At 58.8% G+C, this 18,883-nt stretch carries 18 protein-coding genes; 16 read left to right on the top strand and 2 right to left on the bottom strand.

Going from position 1 to position 18,883, the window contains the following annotated elements:
* Positions 1–6: 6 nt before the first annotated feature.
* The 7 genes from nifV to clpX are packed head-to-tail and all read left to right on the top strand — an operon-like array spanning position 7 to position 5,640.
* On the top strand, positions 7–1,203 hold the full coding sequence (gene nifV, locus GSF27_RS03810; RefSeq protein WP_160965862.1) for a homocitrate synthase: 1,197 nt from the start codon (positions 7–9) through the stop codon (positions 1,201–1,203).
* Positions 1,200–1,955 carry a serine O-acetyltransferase gene (gene cysE / locus GSF27_RS03805; protein WP_160965860.1) on the top strand — a complete coding sequence of 252 codons (756 nt, stop codon included), beginning with the start codon at positions 1,200–1,202 and terminating at the stop codon, positions 1,953–1,955. The genes nifV and cysE overlap by 4 nt, the downstream gene beginning before the upstream one ends.
* 18 nt (positions 1,956–1,973) lie before the next feature.
* Positions 1,974–2,516: a hypothetical protein gene (locus tag GSF27_RS03800; protein ID WP_202410255.1), complete on the top strand. Its 543-nt coding sequence runs from the start codon at positions 1,974–1,976 to the stop codon at positions 2,514–2,516.
* Positions 2,517–2,534: 18 nt separating this feature from the next.
* On the top strand, positions 2,535–2,879 hold the full coding sequence (nifW, locus tag GSF27_RS03795; protein WP_160965858.1) for a nitrogenase-stabilizing/protective protein NifW: 345 nt from the start codon (positions 2,535–2,537) through the stop codon (positions 2,877–2,879).
* Positions 2,880–2,894: 15 nt separating this feature from the next.
* Positions 2,895–3,368 (top strand): nitrogen fixation protein NifZ, encoded by a 474-nt coding sequence (locus tag GSF27_RS03790; protein WP_160965856.1) that lies wholly within the window; start codon positions 2,895–2,897, stop codon positions 3,366–3,368.
* A gap of 17 nt (positions 3,369–3,385) precedes the next feature.
* A complete protein-coding gene (nifM, locus tag GSF27_RS03785; RefSeq protein WP_160965854.1) occupies positions 3,386–4,294 on the top strand; it encodes a nitrogen fixation protein NifM in 909 nt (302 codons plus the stop codon).
* Positions 4,291–5,640: an ATP-dependent Clp protease ATP-binding subunit ClpX gene (clpX, locus tag GSF27_RS03780; RefSeq protein WP_160965852.1), complete on the top strand. Its 1,350-nt coding sequence runs from the start codon at positions 4,291–4,293 to the stop codon at positions 5,638–5,640. The genes nifM and clpX overlap by 4 nt, the downstream gene beginning before the upstream one ends.
* A 327-nt stretch (positions 5,641–5,967) precedes the next feature.
* Here the strand turns inward: clpX and GSF27_RS03775 are convergent, their stop codons facing one another.
* Entirely contained in the window at positions 5,968–6,510 is a 543-nt protein-coding gene (locus tag GSF27_RS03775) for a flavodoxin (RefSeq protein WP_160965850.1), read from the bottom strand.
* 1,136 nt (positions 6,511–7,646) lie between these two features.
* Here GSF27_RS03775 and GSF27_RS03770 point away from each other — a divergent pair.
* Genes GSF27_RS03770 through GSF27_RS03760 form a run of 3 tightly spaced genes read left to right on the top strand, consistent with a single transcriptional unit; the run spans position 7,647 to position 11,135 of the window.
* Positions 7,647–8,987 (top strand): hypothetical protein, encoded by a 1,341-nt coding sequence (locus GSF27_RS03770; RefSeq protein ID WP_160965848.1) that lies wholly within the window; start codon positions 7,647–7,649, stop codon positions 8,985–8,987.
* A gap of 49 nt (positions 8,988–9,036) precedes the next feature.
* A complete protein-coding gene (locus tag GSF27_RS03765; protein ID WP_160965846.1) occupies positions 9,037–10,023 on the top strand; it encodes a 1-aminocyclopropane-1-carboxylate deaminase/D-cysteine desulfhydrase in 987 nt (328 codons plus the stop codon).
* On the top strand, positions 10,020–11,135 hold the full coding sequence (locus GSF27_RS03760; protein ID WP_160965844.1) for a cyclic nucleotide-binding domain-containing protein: 1,116 nt from the start codon (positions 10,020–10,022) through the stop codon (positions 11,133–11,135). The genes GSF27_RS03765 and GSF27_RS03760 overlap by 4 nt, the downstream gene beginning before the upstream one ends.
* Before the next feature lie 24 nt (positions 11,136–11,159).
* Here GSF27_RS03760 and GSF27_RS03755 read toward each other — a convergent pair whose 3' ends face one another.
* A complete protein-coding gene (locus GSF27_RS03755) occupies positions 11,160–12,098 on the bottom strand; it encodes a DUF1853 family protein (RefSeq protein ID WP_160965842.1) in 939 nt (312 codons plus the stop codon).
* Between the two features lie 75 nt (positions 12,099–12,173).
* Between GSF27_RS03755 and GSF27_RS03750 the strand changes: the two genes are divergently transcribed.
* The 6 genes from GSF27_RS03750 to pepN all read left to right on the top strand — a co-directional run bounded on the left by GSF27_RS03750 (position 12,174) and on the right by pepN (position 18,874).
* Positions 12,174–13,055: an NAD(+) kinase gene (locus GSF27_RS03750; protein ID WP_160967472.1), complete on the top strand. Its 882-nt coding sequence runs from the start codon at positions 12,174–12,176 to the stop codon at positions 13,053–13,055.
* A 14-nt stretch (positions 13,056–13,069) separates the two neighbouring features.
* Positions 13,070–14,065 carry a metallophosphoesterase gene (locus tag GSF27_RS03745; RefSeq protein WP_160965840.1) on the top strand — a complete coding sequence of 332 codons (996 nt, stop codon included), beginning with the start codon at positions 13,070–13,072 and terminating at the stop codon, positions 14,063–14,065.
* Between the two features lie 21 nt (positions 14,066–14,086).
* On the top strand, positions 14,087–14,980 hold the full coding sequence (locus tag GSF27_RS03740) for a rhomboid family intramembrane serine protease (protein ID WP_160965838.1): 894 nt from the start codon (positions 14,087–14,089) through the stop codon (positions 14,978–14,980).
* A gap of 63 nt (positions 14,981–15,043) precedes the next feature.
* A complete protein-coding gene (locus GSF27_RS03735; protein WP_160965836.1) occupies positions 15,044–15,307 on the top strand; it encodes a YeaC family protein in 264 nt (87 codons plus the stop codon).
* A 44-nt stretch (positions 15,308–15,351) separates the two neighbouring features.
* Positions 15,352–16,152: a DUF2797 domain-containing protein gene (locus GSF27_RS03730; RefSeq protein ID WP_160965834.1), complete on the top strand. Its 801-nt coding sequence runs from the start codon at positions 15,352–15,354 to the stop codon at positions 16,150–16,152.
* 40 nt (positions 16,153–16,192) lie between these two features.
* On the top strand, positions 16,193–18,874 hold the full coding sequence (pepN, locus tag GSF27_RS03725; protein ID WP_160965832.1) for an aminopeptidase N: 2,682 nt from the start codon (positions 16,193–16,195) through the stop codon (positions 18,872–18,874).
* Positions 18,875–18,883: the final 9 nt, after the last annotated feature.

Genomic DNA, 18,883 nt, shown 5'->3' with positions numbered 1-18,883 from the left:
CGTCTGATGAGCAAGCAGCAACCAGCAGTTGTAATCGACGACACCACCCTGCGGGACGGTGAGCAGAGCGCCGGCGTGGCGTTCAGTGCCGAGGAGAAGTTGCAGATTGCCTGTGCGCTGGCGGACGTGGGTGTGCCGGAACTGGAGATTGGTATTCCCGCCATGGGTGATGAAGAGCGTGATGTGATGCGTGCAATCACCCAGTTGCAGTTGCCTGTAAGGACCCTGGCCTGGTGCCGGATGAGTGACAAGGATCTGCAGGCAGTCAATGGGATACCGGTAACCATGGTGGATTTGTCGGTGTCCGTGTCCGATCAGCAGATCGAACACAAGCTGCGCCGCGATCGCCACTGGGTACTGGCGGAGATCGACCGGCTGGTGCGCAAGGCCCACAACCTTGGTTATGAGGTGTGTGTGGGCTGCGAGGACGCCAGTCGCGCCGATATGGAGTTCCTGTTGCGGGTGGCCGAGGCAGCATCCCGTGCCGGCGCCAAACGACTGCGTTTTGCCGATACCCTGGGTGTGATGGAACCCTTCTCCGTATTCCGTACTATCGGCCAGCTGAGTGCGGTGGTGGATCTGGAACTCGAGATGCATGCCCACGATGACTTTGGGCTGGCAACCGCCAATACCCTGGCGGCGGTGCACGCCGGTGCCACGCACATCAATACCACCGTCAACGGCCTCGGGGAGCGCGCCGGTAACGCGCCGCTGGAAGAGTGTGTGCTGGCCCTTAAGCACCTGCATAACGTCGATACCGGTATTAACTCACAGGGTTTGCCGACGCTCTCCAGGATTGTCGAAGATGCCTCCGGTCGTGCTGTAGCCTGGCAAAAAAGCATTGTTGGTGAAGGTGTATTCACCCACGAGGCAGGCATCCATGTGGATGGTTTGCTCAAAGATGCGCGCAATTACCAGGCTCTGGATCCGCTGGAGCTTGGCAAGTCACACCGCCTGGTGCTGGGCAAACACTCCGGCACCCATATGCTGCGTACCGCCTATCAGGCGCTGAACCTCGAACCCACCGAGTGGGAGCTGCACATGCTGCTGTCCCAGGTGCGGGTGTTGGTCACTACGGTAAAACGCAGCCCAACGGACAGCGAACTGCTGGCCCTCTATGAGGCCATGAGGACGCTGTCTGATCCCCCCATTTCAACCGCCGTTTTTGCTACACCGATGACACGGCAGCAGGTAACGCAATGAACAGCGCAACCGCAAACAAGAGTTTATGGCAACAGATCACCGGCGATATCAACTGTGTGTTTGAGCGTGATCCCGCTGCCCGCACACGCTTTGAAGTAGCCGTCACCTATCCCGGCGTACACGCGGTCACCATTCACCGTGTCAGTCATCGCCTGTGGAGAAACAACTGGCGTCTCGCTGCCCGCTGGCTCTCTGCCATCGGCCGCTTTATCAGCAACGTGGATATTCATCCCGGTGCCCGGATCGGCGAGCGCTTCTTTATCGATCATGGAGCCTGTGTGGTGATCGGTGAGACCGCCATCGTCGGCAACGATGTGACCCTCTACCACGGTGTCACCCTGGGTGGCACCAGCTGGAACAAGGGCAAGCGCCACCCGACCCTGGATGACGGGGTACTGGTAGGTGCGGGTGCCAAGGTGCTGGGTAACATCACCATCGGCAAAAATGCCCGCGTCGGTGCCAACTCGGTGGTGGTGCAGGATGTACCGGACGGCTGCACCGTGGTCGGTATACCCGGCAAAGTGGTGAAGGTGCGGGAAGCAGGGCAGGTGAACCCCTATGGTATCGACCTGGATCACCACCTGATCCCCGACCCGGTTTCCAAAGTAATGGGTTGCCTGATGGAACGTATAGATGCTCTGGAAGCGGCGTTGGGTGCAAAAGCGTTGACCGCGCAGGCGGACTTCCAGTGCGATCCGGACAATGAAATTTGTGAGAGTGATTGCAAGTCCGCAGTGGCGGCCAACCAATAAAAACAAAGGACTCAGGGGATGGACTTACAGGATTTTGAATCGCAACTGCTCTATTTCGACAAGCCCATGCGGGTTGAGACCGAGCGCCTGATTGAAGCTGCAGCAGAAGCCTACGGCGACGGTAACGCCGAACCGCTGTTGCTTGAAGCCTACACGCTGGAGCCGGAAAACCTGTCTGTGCTGGTGGCGCTTTACCGCTTCTACTACTACCAGCACCGCTATCCCGAAGGGGTGGCCATTGCTGAAGAGGTAATGGCCGTGGTGGCACCGATGATTCATTTCCCGGAGCGCTGGCAGGAGATCGAGTTCGCCCACCTCGCCAACGGCGTGCAGGAGTCCTTCACCATGGTGCGCTTCTACCTGTTGGCGCTGAAGGCCCAGGCTTACCTGCAGCTGCGCATGGAAAATGTGGAGCTGGGCGTAAAGATGCTCAACAAGGTGATTGAGCTGGATCATAAGGACCGGCTCGGGGCTAAGAGCCTGCTGCTGGCGGTAGGGCCTACCGAGCTCAGAAACAAATCCGAACAACAGCCTAAGTACACTGCCGTACTGGCTGACTGAAACCTTGAGGTGGCAAGCATGTTTGATGAAGACCTGACCCTTGAAGAAGCCATGGAAGAGTTGAGTTCCGCTGAGGATTTTCTCAATTTTTTCGAGATCTCCTTCGATACCACCGTGGTGCTGGTGAATCGCCTGCATATTATGCAGCGCTATCACGATTATCTCGCTGACAGTGCCGACATGCTGGAGGGCTATGAAGGCAACGACAAAGCCATCTACGACGCGTACAAGGTGTTGCTGGAAAAGGCCTACCAGGATTTCGTCAACTCGGACGCCAAGACCGAAGCGGTACTGAAGATTTACAAAATGCAGGGCCCCCAGACCACGTTTGTCTCCGCCGACACTCTGCTGGAAGGTCTCTGATACGGAGGTAGTGGTATGCAGCCAAAGTATGAATACGGCTCCGAGGTGCGCCTGATTCGCAACGTGCGCAACGACGGTACCTATCCGGGGATGGAAGTGGGGGAATTGCTTATCCGTCGTGGCGCCGTCGGGTGTGTCTACGACGTGGGCACCTATCTGCAGGATCAGATCATCTATCGCGTGCACTTCCTGGATGCGGGCATGACGGTAGGTTGCCGTGAAGAGGAGCTTATCGACGCCCAGGATGAATGGATCCAGAACCTGTTTGAATTTCGCGAAAAAGTTGTGGCGACCAAGTCATTGGCCATTAATGGTGAAGTGATTGTAAAGGTCGGCGACCTGGGTGAAGTGCAGCGGGTCCTGAGGGAGCCTGGCCGGATTCTTTACCACGCCCGCTTTGGCGAACGAACCCTGGTGGTTCCCGAGAGTTCGCTGGAGGCGCCGCCGCCGGACGAAACCCCCGCCACGGATATTGAAGCAACCGGCTAGTCGAGGAGATTGCAGTTATGTCTGACAGTAGCTCAGCACTGCCAGTAAGCGTCAATTACCGCTTGCTGCGTATAGCCACCGATCAGTTCGACAAGGCCCCGTCGCAGCTGGACGAAAGCCAGCGCAAGAAGGTCAGCTCCATCGCCGCAAAGGAGTACCTGCTGGAACAGGCGGTACTCTCCAGCCCCGAGGCCAGCGATATTATCGTTCCCCCTTCGCAGGTGGATATCGCCCTGCAGCAGATCTGTGAACGTTACGAGAGCGAAGAGGCCTTCGAAGAGGCGCTGGAGGAGAACAACCTCAGCGTGGCCGGCTTGCGGGAAGCGTTGCATCGTGAACTGTGGGTGGAAGCGGTGATTGCGAAGGTGGAATCGCGGGCGCCTGTGGTGGATGAAACCGAGGTCAGCCTCTTCTACTACATGAATGTGGATCGCTTTACCCGTCCGGAAGTCCGCAACGGGCGCCATATCCTGATTACCATCAATCCTGAATTCCCCGATAACACCGAGGAAGCCGCGAAGAAGCGTATTGCCCTGGTGCAAAAGCGGGTAGCGAAGAATCCTGAGCGTTTTGCCGAGCAGGCGATGAAGCATTCCGAATGCCCCACGGCGCTGCAGGGAGGTGAGCTGAGCAACATCAAGGCTGGCGACCTGTACCAGAGCCTGGAAACGGTGTTTTTTGCCATGCAGCCAGGGCAGGTGAGTGAGGTGCTGGAGTCGCCGGTCGGCTTGCATGTGCTCTATTGCGAGAGTGTACAGGCGGGTGGCGTGCCATCTTACGAAGAGATAGCCGACAAGTTGCGTGAAAGCCTGCAGGGGCAGCAATGTCGCCGCCACTCGCGGGAGTGGGTACAGCAACGGTTACGGCAGGTCTCCGCCGAGGCTGCCGCAACAACTCCGGAAAAGGCTGTGGAGGAAACAGAATGAACGATAAGGTGGATGAAACAACGACCAACCCGGTATTGCGTTGCTCGTTTTGCGGTATTGAAAAGTCAGTTAGTGTTCCCCTGATAGCCGGTAACGACGGCCACATCTGTGAGCACTGCGTAAAGTTAGCCTATCAGGTGGTGAATAGCTGGGGGCGGCGGGCGGTTATATCCCAGCCCGACCTGAAAGCTCCGGGGGTGATCAAGAAGTACCTGGACGAGTATATTATCGGCCAGGACGATGCCAAGAAGACACTGTCAGTCGCGCTCTACAATCACTACCTGCGGCTGCACAACAGCGGGGAGCAGCAGCCGTTCAGCACCAATCCCGACACCGAGGTGGTGGAGGTGGAGAAGTCCAACGTGCTTATGACCGGGCCTTCCGGTACTGGTAAAACCCTGCTGGTGAAGACCCTCTCCCGTATTATTGGTGTACCGTTTGTTATCGGCGATGCCACCTCCCTGACCCAGGCGGGTTATGTGGGGCAGGATGTGGAGAGCTTGCTCAAGCGACTGCTGGAAGCCTCCGACTGGAATGTACAGCAGGCCGAGTGGGGCATTGTCTATATCGACGAGATCGACAAGCTCGCCAAGCGCGGCGACGGCGGCACTGCCGTGCGTGATATCTCCGGTGAAGGTGTGCAACAGGCACTGCTGAAAATGATTGAGGGCGCCGAAGTAAGGGTGCCCAAGGGCGGGCAGCGGGATCACGGTGAAGAGGTGACCCTCAACACCCAGAATATTCTGTTCATTGTCGGTGGTGCCTTCCCCGGGCTGATGGAGCTGGTAAGCAAGCGTCTGCAGCCGCCACAGGCGGGAATCGGCTTTAACGCACCGCTGAAGAAGGATTGTGAATTCAGCAACAATGAGTTGCTGGCAGCCCTGCAACCGGACGACCTGCAGGGCTTCGGCCTGATCCCCGAATTCATCGGCCGCTTCCCTATTGTCACCTTCCTGCAGGAGCTGGACGTGCCGGCGCTGGAGCGGATTCTGCGGGAGCCGAAAAACGCGCTTACCAAGCAGTATCGCCGGCTGTTCTCCTACCAGAATGTGGAGCTGAACTTTACCGATGACTCCGTGCGCTTTATTGCGGAGCAGGCGGTGCAGCGTGGTACCGGTGCTCGCGGACTGCGTGCGCTGATGGAGACCACACTGTGTGAGATCATGTTTGAGTTGCCAACCATTGTCGGCCTCAAAAGCTGTGAGGTGGTGGTGGCAGGCGAGGGTGAAGAGGCTCACCTGGAAGTGGTCCAACACTTTGGTGCCAGTGATGGCAGTGCAGTCGAACCTGAGAGTCGCGAACCCGTAACCGAAATGGATGCCCGGGAGAGTGCTGCTTCGCTCTGACCCTGTTGTCTGCGCTCTTTGAAAAGCCCTGTGTAACGCGCGGGGCTTTTTTATGTCCGGTTTTTATACCATTTGGTCGCGGGCGCACTTGCCCTGGCAGAAAAGATTCAATAGCGGTTGTTGCACTGATGGATGGTGGGGCAGGGGGCGAGCCGGGTTGCCGGGGTACTGTACTGCAGTTGCTGTTTGCGAGCGCGAGAAGCGGGGGGAGCGCCGGGAAGGAATACGGGTAAAAGCGTTTGTCGGGAATGGGGCTGCCAGCAGGCCGGATACCCGTCAGACGGGCATCCGGCACAAAAGCCGGAAATCTCCGGCTTGCAGTATTGCTTAGAGAGGCAGGCCGAAATCCGGGGCGATCTGGCCGAGCCACTTGGCCAGGCGCTCTTCGGTGAGGCCTGACTGGTTGTCCAGGTCCAGGGCCAGGCCGACAAACTTGCCATCGACCACGGCTTCGGAGTGTTCAAACTCATAGCCGTCAGTGGGCCATGCGCCCACCACCTTGGCACCGCGCTCGGAAACGAACTCGTGAATCTCCATCATGGCGTCCACAAACTCATCGGGGTATCCCACCTGGTCGCCCAGACCGTAGATGGCCACGGTTTTGCCGGTGAAGTCGACACTGTCGATTCCTGGCAGGAACTCTTCCCAGCTTTCGCTTTCGCAATCGGCGGAGAGGCCGGGCAGGAGGCCTTCGCCCAGGGTTGGGGTACCCAGAATAAGGAAGTCAAAGGCGCTGAGCTCCTCGGCAGTGGCCTTGTTGACGTTTACAGGCTTGGCCATGATCTCGTCGTCAAACATCTTCTTGATCATCTTGGCCACTTTACGTGTCTTGCCGGTATCAGTACCGAAAAATAGTCCGATCTTCGCCATGGTCAGTCCTCTTTAACATTCCTATCGCTGGTCACATCAATTCAACGTACAGCCTGTGCACAGGCCTGCCGCGCTACACCAAAATCCTGGTGCCTGAAAGGAGAATTGCACGTCGTGTGCCATCCGTTAGAGGGTTGGCTTAAGGGGATAACTCATTGATATATATAATAAAATAATTATCGCTAGAGAAGGGTGTGAACAGTCTTGTTGTGAAGCTGACAGGGCTTGCCCGGCGTCATCGGGGCTATTGTTGCAAACTCGACAGACAAATTGCGGCGGTCGATCGCCGGGGAGGCAAAGCAGAGGGCGGTGTGCCAAAGCTGACAAAATACCAACAGACACTGGCAGCAGCTCTTCGGGCTCTGGCCCGTTTCTGATTTGGTTTTATTGCGCTATATGATTATTCCAAATTGATATCTACCACATTCATTTTTCTGTCATGAACTTTGCTTAACTTACTCTCGAGGGTCAAAACCGCTCGTAGGCCAGCTGAACGCGCAAGGTAACCAGAAGCGCAGACAGCTGCCCCAGCGAGGGGTGACCCGGGGTGACCGGCAAGCCGATGTAGCCAGGGAACGGAACTCCCTGCAGTGTTGGCCGGTCAAATGAGCTGTCCTAAGTGGTGCAACCGATATTTATAGGGTAATTATCATGCAAGACTATCTGGAAGAGTTGCTGGACGACGCATACGAAGAGTATGAGGACGACGCCTGGTCTGATGACTACTGCGAAGTTTGACGTTTCGGCTTAACCCAAACCTGCGGGGAGAAAATCTGCGTGCATCTGGCACTGCAGGTCACTCCCTGCCATATATCCCACCTGTTTATCACTCCCTTATCCGCCGACCTGATGCCCCAGGAATGAGCAAACACTCTCCTGCGCTCCGTGTTGGTGCATGAGCTTCCGGCCTATGCCAGGCCAGCAGGTCACTCCTCGCCTCAATGGAGGCCCCGGGCTGCTACTCTTTTGCTGACAGCGTCACAGATAGAATGTCGTCCGCGACGGATAATGCGTCAGAAATGGAGACTTCTGTGCTGGACACCAGTGCGTCGTCGGGCAGGGGGCATGAAGCCGGCATAATCCGCTTAACGAGCCCATTATCACGGTCAGGTTCAGAGACATCAGAGCGACAGATTATGCGGGTACATACAGAAAACGCTGAGGCGATTTACCTGTTTGACGACGATAGCTCGCCCCGGGAAATGTTGTATCAGGAGTTCGAAGCCGTACTGGACGGCTTTGTTCCCATGCCGGAATACGCCGGGCGCAGTATTCGGGCGGTTTACGTGAAAATTGGCCCGGGCCCGGCCGCGACGGCTGCAGTCTTTTTCCTGATCGATTTTGGTCAGGATGGCCAGGCTGACCGGCGCTGGAATCTGCCCATTGGGCAACTGGCTGCCATCTCGCCCGAAGGGCCTGATATGGGGGCAGGGCCCATACGCCTTGCCTGTCGTAGCCAGTGCGCCATCGCCTGGCACAAGCAGCAGCTCTGGGATCCGCGCATGGATGCCCAGTGTAATCATCTGGCGCTTATTAAAAAGGCGGTGCAGCGTAATCGCCTTGGCCTCAGCTTCGAAAGCGGGGCTGGTGTCCCGACCCTGCAGGCCGAACCCCGAACCTCCCCCCAAAAGCCACAGACCCAGCCCAAGGAGTCACCTCGTGAGCAGGCTTTACGCCTGAAGCTGGCACAGGCCATCAAAGAGGCCAGGCTGCGGGTGGCTACCTTGCAGGAACATCACCGGGAACAGCTTGACCAGTTGAACCAGCAGCACACCGGTAGCCTGCAGGCACAGCAGACCAGGGCGTTACAGCTGCAGCAACAGTTGCAGGAGAGCCAGGAGCGGGTGACCAGGTTAGCGGAAGAGCGCAGTCACCAGGAGGAGAAGCTCAGCAGTCTGCGGGACTACTTTGAACAGCGCCTCGAGAACGCCAGTAATGTGGACGCCAGCGCTTTGGCCAGCCTCAAAAGTCAGCTTGAAAGCACCCGGCAGCTGGAGCTGGAGCGTTTGCAGCGTGAGTACAGCGAGCAGTTGCAACGCAAGGAAATTGAGCTGATGTACCAAAGCACCCAGGTGGCTGGTTTGCAGGACGAAATCCGGCGGCTGCAGCGGGACAAGCAGGAACTTCTTAATGCCAGTGGCCATAACCTGCTGGACAAGATGCACACCAGCGGTATCAGTTTTGTGACCTTCCAGCTGGGAGCGGGACACATGACCCTGCCGGTGGATGATGTGGGCGCCTTTATGGAGAACCGCGACGGCTATGTGGCGGCTCGTTGCCAGGTCAGCGAGGATCAGCTGCGTCTGTGGCGCGATCACTATCATAGCCCGGCGTGTCAGGGGGAGCTGGCCGATGGAGCCCGTTGCGGGGCCGCGGTGACCCGGGTCGACAAGCCGGCGGCGTTTGTCGATGGCATCAGTAATCGCTGTCAGCAGCACCAGCGCCTCTTGTCCGGCGACCAGTCGCGCTCGGCGTAGGTTTTTAATCACCGTTTGCGGCAGGTGCGGGGCGGTGGGGTGTCATGTCATGCAGAGTGAAAGCGGCAGCGAGGCGATAGTTCCACTGCTCGATGGGACGGCGGAGAAGTTGGCAGGGCGCATTGGCCTGTCCCGGCTTGCATACCCGGTGTTCGACAAGGCGGGCGTCGAGGTCTTTTGCAAGCGCGATGAGTTGCTGCACCCGACAGCGTCCGGCAACAAGCTTTACAAACTCTGGGGCCACCTGCAGCTGGCGCGCCAGCAGGGCGCGCGGGGACTCTGTACCTTTGGTGGTTACTACTCCAATCATTTGCATGCGCTGGCCCGGGTGGGCAGGGCGCTGGGCATTCCGACGCTGGGTTTTGTTCGTGGACACGAGCCACGACAGTGGTCGGCGACGTTACGGGACTGCCGGCACTGGGGTATGGAGCTGCAATTCCTCAGTCGTCTGGATTACCGCGCGGCCTGTGACGGGCACGGCGGCGCAACGCCACAGGGCTACTACTGCGTACCGGAAGGAGGCGGTGGCGCCCCGGGGTTGGTGGGATGCCGTGCCCTGGGGCAATGGCTGGGAATACAGTTGCAGCCTGGCGACAACCTCTGCCTGGCCACCGGTACCGGCACCACCCTGCGGGGGATTTTGCAGGGGCTTGAGGATTGCGGGGCGCGGCAGGACATCATGGCCTTTGCCGCATTGAGGCTCGGGCCCGGGTTGCCAGCGTACAGGCAACAGCTGTTGCAGGGCCTGTCACCGGCCTGTGCTGCCAGGGTCACGGTGCAGGACGAGCAGAGTTTTGGCGGGTTTGGTCGGGTTAAGCCGGAGTTATTGGAGTTTATGGTCGATTTTGAAGCGCAAACCGGTGTTGGTCTGGATCCGGTCTATACCGGGAAAATGCTCTACGCCATCAGCCAGCTGGCTGCACAAGGTCACTGGCGCCGCGGCACGCGCCTTGTGGTACTGCACAGTGGTGGGCTGCAGGGGCGGCGCGGCGTGCCGGGGCTGGACAGCACCGCGGCTGAGGGGGAGTGGGCATGAGCAGTACAGCGGTGGTAACCGGCGATAGTGCCAGGTTGCAGGTCAGTCCCGAATCCCTCAATACCCTGGTGCCTCTGGGCAGCCTCAGCCCGGGACAGCGGCAGGCGCTGTTGCAGGAGAGCGATACGCTCTATCTGTTTCCCGGTGACATTCTGTTTGAGAGTGGTCAGTTCGACAGCAGCGAATATTTTCTTCTCAGTGGTGATGTAACCCTCACCGACGCCAACGGCAATCACACCCTGGAAAAGGGGCGTACTTCGCTCGGTGCCCTGTCTCCCATGTTGCCGCGGCGGCATCGAGCCCGGGTAGCGGCGGATGCGGTAGTTCTGAAAATTAACCGCCAGCGACTGGATGAGCTGCTCAGCTGGAGCCAGGTGGCAGAACATCTGCGGCTGGCGGCGGTGGAGGAGCAGGGCGATGCTGCCGGTAACCTGTGGCTGGATCGTCTGCTGGGTTCGAACCTCTTCCTCAAGGTGTCACCTACCAACATCGGTCGTGTGCTGCAGAAACTGGAGCCCCGGGAGGTGCGTGCCGGCGACGTGATTATTCGCGAAGGTGCAGCGGGTGACTGCTGTTACTTTGTGCAGAGCGGGGAGGCCCGTGTCACTCGCGGGTCGGCGGCTGAGCCACTGGCTGTAGTGGGGGCCGGGCACTGCTTTGGCGAGGATGCACTGCTCAAGGAGTCGCCGCGCAATGCCACCGTAACCATGCTCAGTGATGGGGTGCTGCTGGTGTTGCAGCAGCAGGATTTTCTCTCCCTGCTGCGGGAGCCGGAGGTGGCCCTCTGTACCTTGCCGCAGGCCGCTGAGGAGCAGCGGGTGTTGCTGGATGTGCGCACGCAGGGGGAGTACAGCGCCGGGCACCTGCCGCGGGCGGCCAGCCTGCCGCTGCACCTGCTGTCACTGAAGGCACGCCTGCTGTCAGCCGATGTGCGCTACGCGGTGTACTGCAACAGCGGTCAGCGTGCGCGACCGGCCTCACTGTTCCTGCAGCAGCAGGGTTTCGACGTCAAGGTGCTGCAGCCGGGTTTGATGGAGCTGGTGGACCAGTTGCCGCAGGCCGCTCTCACCCGTCAGGATTACCTGTTGCGCAATGGCGTGGTGGCGCTTTAACCCGGAGCTTGAGCGGGAAGGAATTTAGCTGGCAGGCTTCCTGAACTCGGCCCCGCTCACCGTCGGCCAGTTATCCGGTACCACAAAGTAGCGACTTACCTCGAAGTATTCGCTGTTTTCAGGTTGCATCCGGGCCAGTTGCAGGGGGCGTGCATCCGGCGTCAGCTGCGGCTGCAATACGCGAATGAGTTGTTGCTTGTCGAGCAGGCCCGATGCGCTGCTGCGCAGCGGCGCCAGCCACTGCCGGCGCTGCAAGGGTTGCCAGTGACCTTCCGGCAGTTGCTGCAGTTCGCTGCAACGTAACCAGAATCCTCTGTCGTGGTGGGGCATCAGCAGTGCCGGGTCGGGCGCCTGGAAGTGCTCTTGCAGCATTGGGTAAAAAAGACGCCCGCGGGAGAGCAGGGCTGATCGCACACGCCGGAAGTGCCAGTGTGCGGGCAGCGGGGCACTGTCGAGTCGTGCCGGCGCCAGTTGACGTTCCATCAAGTGGTGCCATTTCAGGTCCAGCCGATCCTTGACCTCGGGGCCATACCATCCTGCGGCTGTGCCATCGCCGGCTTCAAACCCGAGGTAAAATTTCACCGCCAGTTCCGTGTGCAGCAGTTCCTCCCCTTGCCAGCAGAGCGCGTCCGCTTCTCCCAGTGTACGGCCGTGTTGGTGCAGTTGCATGTTGAATAGCCATTCTCCGCTGTCGGCACTGCAGTGGCGCCACCAGAATTGCCACAGGTGCTCGAAAATCAGCCCCAGTCGCCGGGAATGGCACTGCTCCATCCAGTGCTCCAGAGGGGGTGGATTGCTCTCCAGCTCAAGCAGTCGCGCCTGTATGGCGTCCTGCTGACCGGTGTTGAAGGTGTCGCAACCGGTGCCCGGGGCCATTAACTCCGGGCTCATCAGGCACCAGGCGAGATCACGCACCAGCGGGTGCTGCAGCTTGCGCCAGAGGGGCGAGGAGGCGGTGATCATTGAGTGCTCCTGACGGGGTGGGTGTGAGTGGGTATAATAGCCACCTTTAACGAGTGCTGGGACAACAGTCTGGATATGTCAGAGTTTAATCGTATTGGCCTGGTAGGCAGGGCCGGCAGTGATCGTGCACTGGGCACGCTCAAGCGCCTGATAAACTACCTGCAGGGCGCCGGGCTGGAAGTGGTGCTGGAAGAGGAGACCGCGCGCAGCCTGTCTGTGCCGGATCTGGAGGTTTCCAACAACGATACCCTCGGCAAAACCTGTGACCTGGTGATTGTGGTGGGTGGCGATGGCAGCCTGCTGGGCGCTGCGCGTTCCCTGTGCCGCCATAAGGTTCCGCTGTTGGGCGTGAACCGCGGTCGCCTGGGGTTTCTCACCGATATCAGCCCCAATGACATTGAGGCGCGTGTTGAAGAGGTGCTGGCGGGCAAGTACATCATGGAGACCCGTTTCCTGCTGGACTCCTCTGTCGTCCGTCAGGGGGCACTGGTGGGCACCGGCGAGGCGCTTAACGACGTGGTGATCCACCCGGGTCGTTTCATACGCATGATCGAACTCGAGCTCTACATCGATGGCCAGTTTGTTTACAGCCTGCGTTCCGATGGCCTGATTATCTCTACCCCCACCGGCTCCACCGCCTACGCCCTCAGTGGTGGCGGTCCAATTATGCACCCGAAGCTGGATGCCATCGTGATTGTACCTATGAATCCCCACACCCTCAGCAGCCGGCCGATTGTGGTGGATGGCAACAGCGAGATCCGGATTGTGGTGGGCGAGCACAACCGGGCCTATCCCCATGTCACCTGCGATGGCCAGAGTCATGTAGTCACCAATCCCGGCGACCAGATCCTGATCAATAAAAAACCGCACAAGCTGCACCTGATTCACCCGCTAAATCACAACTTCTATGAAACCTGCCGCAGTAAACTGGGCTGGGGCAGTCACCTGGGAGAGTAGGGTCGGGTAGTCGAGTGGTCACTGCATCGGAATCAGCAACAGACATTATTGGCGACGTGCACGGCTGCTGTGACGCGCTTGAGCGCCTGTTGCAGAAACTGGGTTATGAGCATGATGGCAGTTCCTACCATCACCCGCAGGGACGCCGCGCGGTTTTTGTCGGTGACCTGCTGGATCGCGGGCCGGCGATTCCGCAAACCGTCCAGTTGGTGAAAGCCATGTGCGACAGTGGTAATGCCAGCATGGTAATGGGCAATCACGAGTACCTGGCCCTGCGTAATGCCAGCGCCTGCCGCGAGTATATGGAGCACGGTTCCAGCAGTGCCCTGTCGGAGCGGCTTGTGCGCCTGATGCACGCCACCCTGGAACAGTACCGGCACAATCTTCCGGCCTGGGATGAACTGATCGGCTGGCTGATGCGTTTACCGTTGTTTATCGAAAACCGCTGGTTCCGGGTGGTGCACGCCTGCTGGGATCAGGCGCTGATTGACAGGATCCTTGAGCAGTATGGCTCCGGGCATATGAGCCCACGCTTTTTCAGCGCAGCGCAGAGTCAGGGCAGCAGCGAGGCACGCACCATTGATCGCCTTACCCGCGGTATCAATATTCCACTGCCGGAAGGCATGCAGGTTGAGGGCAAGGACGGTTTTGTACGACGATTCTTTCGTACCAAGTTCTGGGCTAACAGCCCGCAGACTTATGGCGACCTGGTGTTTCAGCCTGACCCATTGCCCTATGGGCTTGATGAGGAGCCGATTCAGCCGCGTCACCAGGACGACCTGGTTTACTACCCGGCCGACGCTGTACCGGTGTTTTTCGGCCACTACTGGTTAACCGGGCGCCCGGCACCGCTGCGTCATAACATCGCCTGCCTTGACTACAGCGCAGTTAATTTCGGCCGTCTCACCGCCTACCGCTTTGATGGTGAGGAGAATCTCAGCAAGGAAAAATTTGTATGGGTGTATCACGACCCCACTATGGTGGACGACTCTGAACTCTACGATGAATAGTTTTGTAAAGCAGGTGCAGGCATGATGGCGGACTGGTATCGCGTGGCCGCATTCGGACTGCACCTGAACCTGCAACCGCTGATGGAGTTTTTGCTCGCCCGGGGCGTTGATCACCGGGTGGTGGAGGAGCGGGGCCAGCAGGTGTTGTGGGTGGCGGATGAAAACATTGCCGGGCAACTGCAGCACTGGTTGCAGAACGAAGGCGTGCATGAAGCACTGGAGCGAGCGCCGCAGCAGCCATTGCATGGTGACTTCACCATTCGTCGCGAGATGCGCCGTCAGGGCGTCGGCCTGCTGTGGTTGTTGTGGCGCTATCCGGTCACTCTGGTGACGCTGTTGCTGGGTGTTCTCGGCGCATTGCTGGTGTACTGGGATGGCAGCTTCGGGCCGCTGACCTCCATGCTCAGTTTTCAGCCGGTGGCTGTGACACAGAATAAGCTTATCTACTACTCTCCCATGGCGGCCTGGCAGGCGGGAGAGTTGTGGCGCTTGCTGACACCGATATTCCTGCACTTTGGCCCGCTGCATATTATTTTTAACGGCCTCTGGATCTGGGAGTTCGGGCGCCGGCTGGAGCACCGCTTCGGCAGCCTTAGCCTGCTCACCATGATTGTCTTTATCGGTGTGCTCAGCAATATGGCGCAGTTTATCTGGGCCGGTCCGTCACAGTTTGGCGGCTTGTCCGGTGTGCTTTACGGCCTGTTGGGTGTGCTGTGGATACACCATCGCCTGCGGCCCTCGGCAGAGACACGCCTGCCGGGCGGCATTGTCGGTTTTATGCTGGTGTGGCTGGTGCTGTGTATGAGTGGCGTAGTCAGCGGCCTTACCGGGATGGGGATTGCCAATGCCGCTCATGTTGGTGGTTTGCTGGTGGGCATTGGTGTGGCTGGCCTGCTGTATCTCCTGCGCCGTTGAGCGGAGCTGGCAGGAGCGGTTTTTCGTTTTTGAGTTGTTGTTGATTTTTTGAAGGTACAAGCGATGAATATTGATGAGCTGATTAACAGCATCACGCCAGAGGTCTATGAGAACCTGAAGCGTTCCATTGAACTGGGCAAATGGCCGGACGGCCGGCCGCTGACCCAGGAGCAGCGTGAGCACAGCATGCAGGCGGTGATCGCCTATGAACTCAAGCACCTGCCTGCGGAAGAGCGCACCGGGTATGTGCCGCCCAAACCGCACCAGCACTGTGGCGGTGAAGGCGAAGTGGCCGAGCCGGAAGAAAAACCGTTGAAGTGGCAGTGATCGGCATGGGTTGGGAGTTACTGGCCGCGGGTCATGTCAATAAAATGCGAACCAGCCACAACGACACCGTGGCCTATCAGCTGCCGCTGGACGACAGCCTGTGTGACATGAATGCACTACTGGGTCAGCGCCTGAAGCTGGTCTATGGTGGCGATATCCACTGTTGCCACTGTGGCCGCAAAACCAAAAAGAGCTTCAATCAGGGTTACTGCTATCCCTGTTTCCAGAAGCTGGCACAGTGCGACAGTTGTATCGTCAGTCCGGAAAAGTGTCATTACGACGCGGGCACCTGCCGGGAGCCGGAGTGGGGCGAGACCCATTGCCTCACGGACCACATTGTTTACCTGGCCAACTCTTCCGGTGCCAAGGTGGGAATTACCCGCCAGTCCCAGGTGCCGGTGCGCTGGATGGACCAGGGAGCTATTCAGGCACTGCCGATTTTCCGCGTAGCAACCCGCCGCCTGAGCGGTTTGCTGGAAGTGATCCTGAAGGATCAGGTGGCGGACAAGACCAACTGGCGCACCATGCTCAAGGGCGATGTGGATTACATTGACCTGGTGAGCCTGCGCGATCAGTTGCTGGATAACGCCTGGGACCAGATCGTTGCGCTGCAGCGGGAGTATGGCGTACAGGCTGTACAGTTTATCGAGCAGGCGCAGGAGTATGACTTCCGTTATCCGGTCGATACCTACCCGAAAAAGGTGGTGAGCTTTAATCTCGATAAAGAGCCTGAGGTGGAAGGGGTGTTGCAGGGTATTAAAGGCCAGTACCTGATCTTCGACACCGGTGTCATCAATATGCGCAAATTCGGCGCCTATCATATCGAACTTTACCGGGCTGCCTGACGACACAGGCGGCGCGTAACAGCAGAATACGGGGATGCAAATGGCAGCCAGCAGAGACTCTCAGCCGCAGACGATTTACCTGAAAAACTACAAGGTACCGGATTTTCTCATCGACGAGACCCACCTCGATGTGGATCTTCAGCCTTCCGCGACGCGCGTTAACAGTCGTCTTGTAATGCGCCGTAACCCGGCCGCTGCCGATCCTGCAGCGCCGCTGCTGCTCAGTGGCCAGGAGATGAAACTGCTGGGAATCTCGCTGGATGGCCGTGAGTTAAACGAGGGCGAATACGAACTCTCCGACGAAACACTGTTGCTGCCCAATGTTCAGGACCGTTTTGAGCTGTGCGTGAGCGTGCAGATCGATCCGGCCGCCAACACCAGCCTGGAAGGGCTCTACAAATCCCGCACCATGTTCTGTACCCAGTGTGAGGCAGAGGGTTTCCGCAAAATCACCTACTACCTCGACCGCCCCGATGTGCTGAGCGTCTTCACCACACGGCTGGCAGCGGACAAGGCGCTGTTTCCGGTACTGCTGTCCAACGGTAACGAGGTCGAAAGCGGCGAGCTGGAGAATGGCCGCCACTACGCTGTCTGGCACGACCCGTTTCCCAAACCCGCGTACCTGTTTGCGCTGGTGGCCGGTGACCTTGAGTTTATTGAGGACCGCTTCACCACCTGCAGTGGTCGTGACGTCACCCTGAGAATCTTTGTCGAGAGCAAGGACCTGGATAAATGCGACCACGCCATGCGTTCGCTGCAGAACTCCATGCGCTGGGACGAGGAGGTCTACGGGCGCGAGTACGACCTGGACATCTACATGATCGTGGCGGTGGACGATTTCAATATGGGGGCCATGGAAAACAAGGGCCTCAATATCTTTAACACCTCCTGCGTGCTGGCCAAGCCGGAGACCACCACGGATCTCGGTTTCCAGCGGGTGGAGTCGGTGGTGGCGCACGAGTATTTCCACAACTGGTCCGGCAACCGGGTCACCTGTCGCGACTGGTTCCAGCTGAGCCTGAAAGAGGGCTTTACCGTCTTCCGTGATTCCCAGTTCTCGGCGGACCTGAATTCGGCCACGGTCAAGCGGGTGGAGGATGTCTCCCTGTTGCGGACGCTGCAATTTGCCGAGGATGCCGGTCCCATGGCGCACCCGGTGCGCCCCGCGTCCTTCATGGAGATTTCCAACTTCTACACCCTCACTGTGTACGAAAAGGGTTCGGAAGTGGTGCGTATGATCCACACCCTGCTGGGGGCTGAGACTTTCCGCAAAGGCAGTGATCTCTATTTCGCCAACAACGACGGCGGCGCTGCTACCATCGAAGATTTTGTAAGCGCCATGGAAGAGGCCTCCGGCCGCGATCTCAGCCAATTCAAACTCTGGTATTCACAGGCGGGAACGCCGCGCCTGCAGGTGACGGATGAGTTCGACGAGGACGCAGGCGTGTATCGCCTGACCATCAGCCAGAGCTGTCCTGATACGCCGGAAGCGACAGCCGCCGAAAAGCAGCCGTTCCACATCCCGGTGGCCATCGGTTTACTGGGGGAAGCGGGCAATCTCGCCATTCACCTGCAGGGCGAAGCGCCCGACACCGAAACCTCCGACAACACCCATCGGGTGCTGGAGTTGACGGAAGCGGAGCAGACCTTTGCCTTCACCGGATTACCAGAACGACCCATACCGGTATTGCTGCGTGACTTTTCTGCGCCGGTAAAGCTGGAGTACCCCTATAGCCGCGCCCAACTGCAGGCCATCATGAGCGGTGACAGTGATGGTTTCAGTCGCTGGGATGCCTGCCAGAAGCTGGCAGTGGGTGTTATTGAGGACGTCATGCGTGCCCACCGGGGTGACCGCAATTACCAGGTGGATCAGGCCTTGGTGGAAGCCTGTCGCGCAGTACTGAATGACCAGTCCCTGGATCCCGCCATTGTTGCCCTGATGCTGCAGTTGCCCAGTGAGGGCTACCTGAGCGAGATTGCCACTGTGATTGATGTGGAGGCGATTAATTTCTCCCGCGAGTACGTCAAGGCTTACCTGGCGGGTGCACTGGAGACAGAATTAAACGCCGCCTATCAGGCCAACACCGATACAGGTCCATTCTCGGTGGATGCCGCCGCCATGGCCCGTCGCAGCCTGAAGAATACGGCACTGACGTTCCTGGTGAAGTCCGGCAGTGACCTCTATGTGCAGCTGGCACAGCAACAGCTTGACGGCGCCACCAATATGACCGACGAGATGGCAGCACTTGCCGCCATTGTTAACAGCGACTCGGCACTGGCACAGAAGCTGGCACCGGTGGTGCTGAATAACTTTTACCGCAAGTGGCAGCACGAGGCACTGGTGGTCAACCAGTGGCTGACGGTGCAGGCGGCCTGCCCGTTAAGTGACGGGCTGGCACGGGTACAGCGGCTGATGCAGCACGAAGCCTTTGATATCCGTAATCCCAACAAGGTGCGCTCGGTGGTTGGCGCGTTCTGTGGCAACAACCCGGTCAATTTCCACGCCGCGGATGGCAGCGGTTACGAGTTTCTTGCCGATCGCATCATAGAGCTGAACAAGCTCAATCCGCAGGTGGCATCCCGTCAGTTGACACCACTGACCAAGTGGAAACGTTACGACGAGAAGCGTCAGGCGTTGATGCTGAAAGCCCTGCAGCGCGTCAAGGCGGAAGAGGGGCTCTCAAGGGATGTGTTTGAGGTGGTGAGCAAAAGCCTGGCGTAACGGCAATCC

This window comes from Pseudomaricurvus sp. HS19 (genome assembly GCF_009857815.1).
Lineage (GTDB): Bacteria > Pseudomonadota > Gammaproteobacteria > Pseudomonadales > Cellvibrionaceae > Pseudomaricurvus.
Note: the sequence above shows the minus strand (reverse complement) of the source record. Positions and strands in the feature narration are given on the sequence as shown.

Excerpts from the sequence above, each read along its gene's own strand:
- clpX (WP_160965852.1), top strand. The coding sequence starts at position 4,291 with ATGAACGATAAGGTGGATGAAACAACGACCAACCCGGTATTGCGTTGC.
- cysE (WP_160965860.1), top strand. The coding sequence starts at position 1,200 with ATGAACAGCGCAACCGCAAACAAGAGTTTATGGCAACAGATCACCGGC.
- GSF27_RS03770 (WP_160965848.1), top strand. The coding sequence starts at position 7,647 with ATGCGGGTACATACAGAAAACGCTGAGGCGATTTACCTGTTTGACGAC.
- GSF27_RS03765 (WP_160965846.1), top strand. The coding sequence starts at position 9,037 with ATGCAGAGTGAAAGCGGCAGCGAGGCGATAGTTCCACTGCTCGATGGG.
- GSF27_RS03730 (WP_160965834.1), top strand. The coding sequence starts at position 15,352 with ATGCGAACCAGCCACAACGACACCGTGGCCTATCAGCTGCCGCTGGAC.
- nifM (WP_160965854.1), top strand. The coding sequence starts at position 3,386 with ATGTCTGACAGTAGCTCAGCACTGCCAGTAAGCGTCAATTACCGCTTG.
- nifW (WP_160965858.1), top strand. The coding sequence starts at position 2,535 with ATGTTTGATGAAGACCTGACCCTTGAAGAAGCCATGGAAGAGTTGAGT.
- GSF27_RS03750 (WP_160967472.1), top strand. The coding sequence starts at position 12,174 with ATGTCAGAGTTTAATCGTATTGGCCTGGTAGGCAGGGCCGGCAGTGAT.
- GSF27_RS03760 (WP_160965844.1), top strand. The coding sequence starts at position 10,020 with ATGAGCAGTACAGCGGTGGTAACCGGCGATAGTGCCAGGTTGCAGGTC.
- GSF27_RS03800 (WP_202410255.1), top strand. The coding sequence starts at position 1,974 with ATGGACTTACAGGATTTTGAATCGCAACTGCTCTATTTCGACAAGCCC.
- GSF27_RS03755 (WP_160965842.1), bottom strand. The coding sequence starts at position 12,098 with ATGATCACCGCCTCCTCGCCCCTCTGGCGCAAGCTGCAGCACCCGCTG.
- GSF27_RS03740 (WP_160965838.1), top strand. The coding sequence starts at position 14,087 with ATGATGGCGGACTGGTATCGCGTGGCCGCATTCGGACTGCACCTGAAC.
- GSF27_RS03775 (WP_160965850.1), bottom strand. The coding sequence starts at position 6,510 with ATGGCGAAGATCGGACTATTTTTCGGTACTGATACCGGCAAGACACGT.
- nifV (WP_160965862.1), top strand. The coding sequence starts at position 7 with ATGAGCAAGCAGCAACCAGCAGTTGTAATCGACGACACCACCCTGCGG.
- GSF27_RS03790 (WP_160965856.1), top strand. The coding sequence starts at position 2,895 with ATGCAGCCAAAGTATGAATACGGCTCCGAGGTGCGCCTGATTCGCAAC.
- GSF27_RS03735 (WP_160965836.1), top strand. The coding sequence starts at position 15,044 with ATGAATATTGATGAGCTGATTAACAGCATCACGCCAGAGGTCTATGAG.
- pepN (WP_160965832.1), top strand. The coding sequence starts at position 16,193 with ATGGCAGCCAGCAGAGACTCTCAGCCGCAGACGATTTACCTGAAAAAC.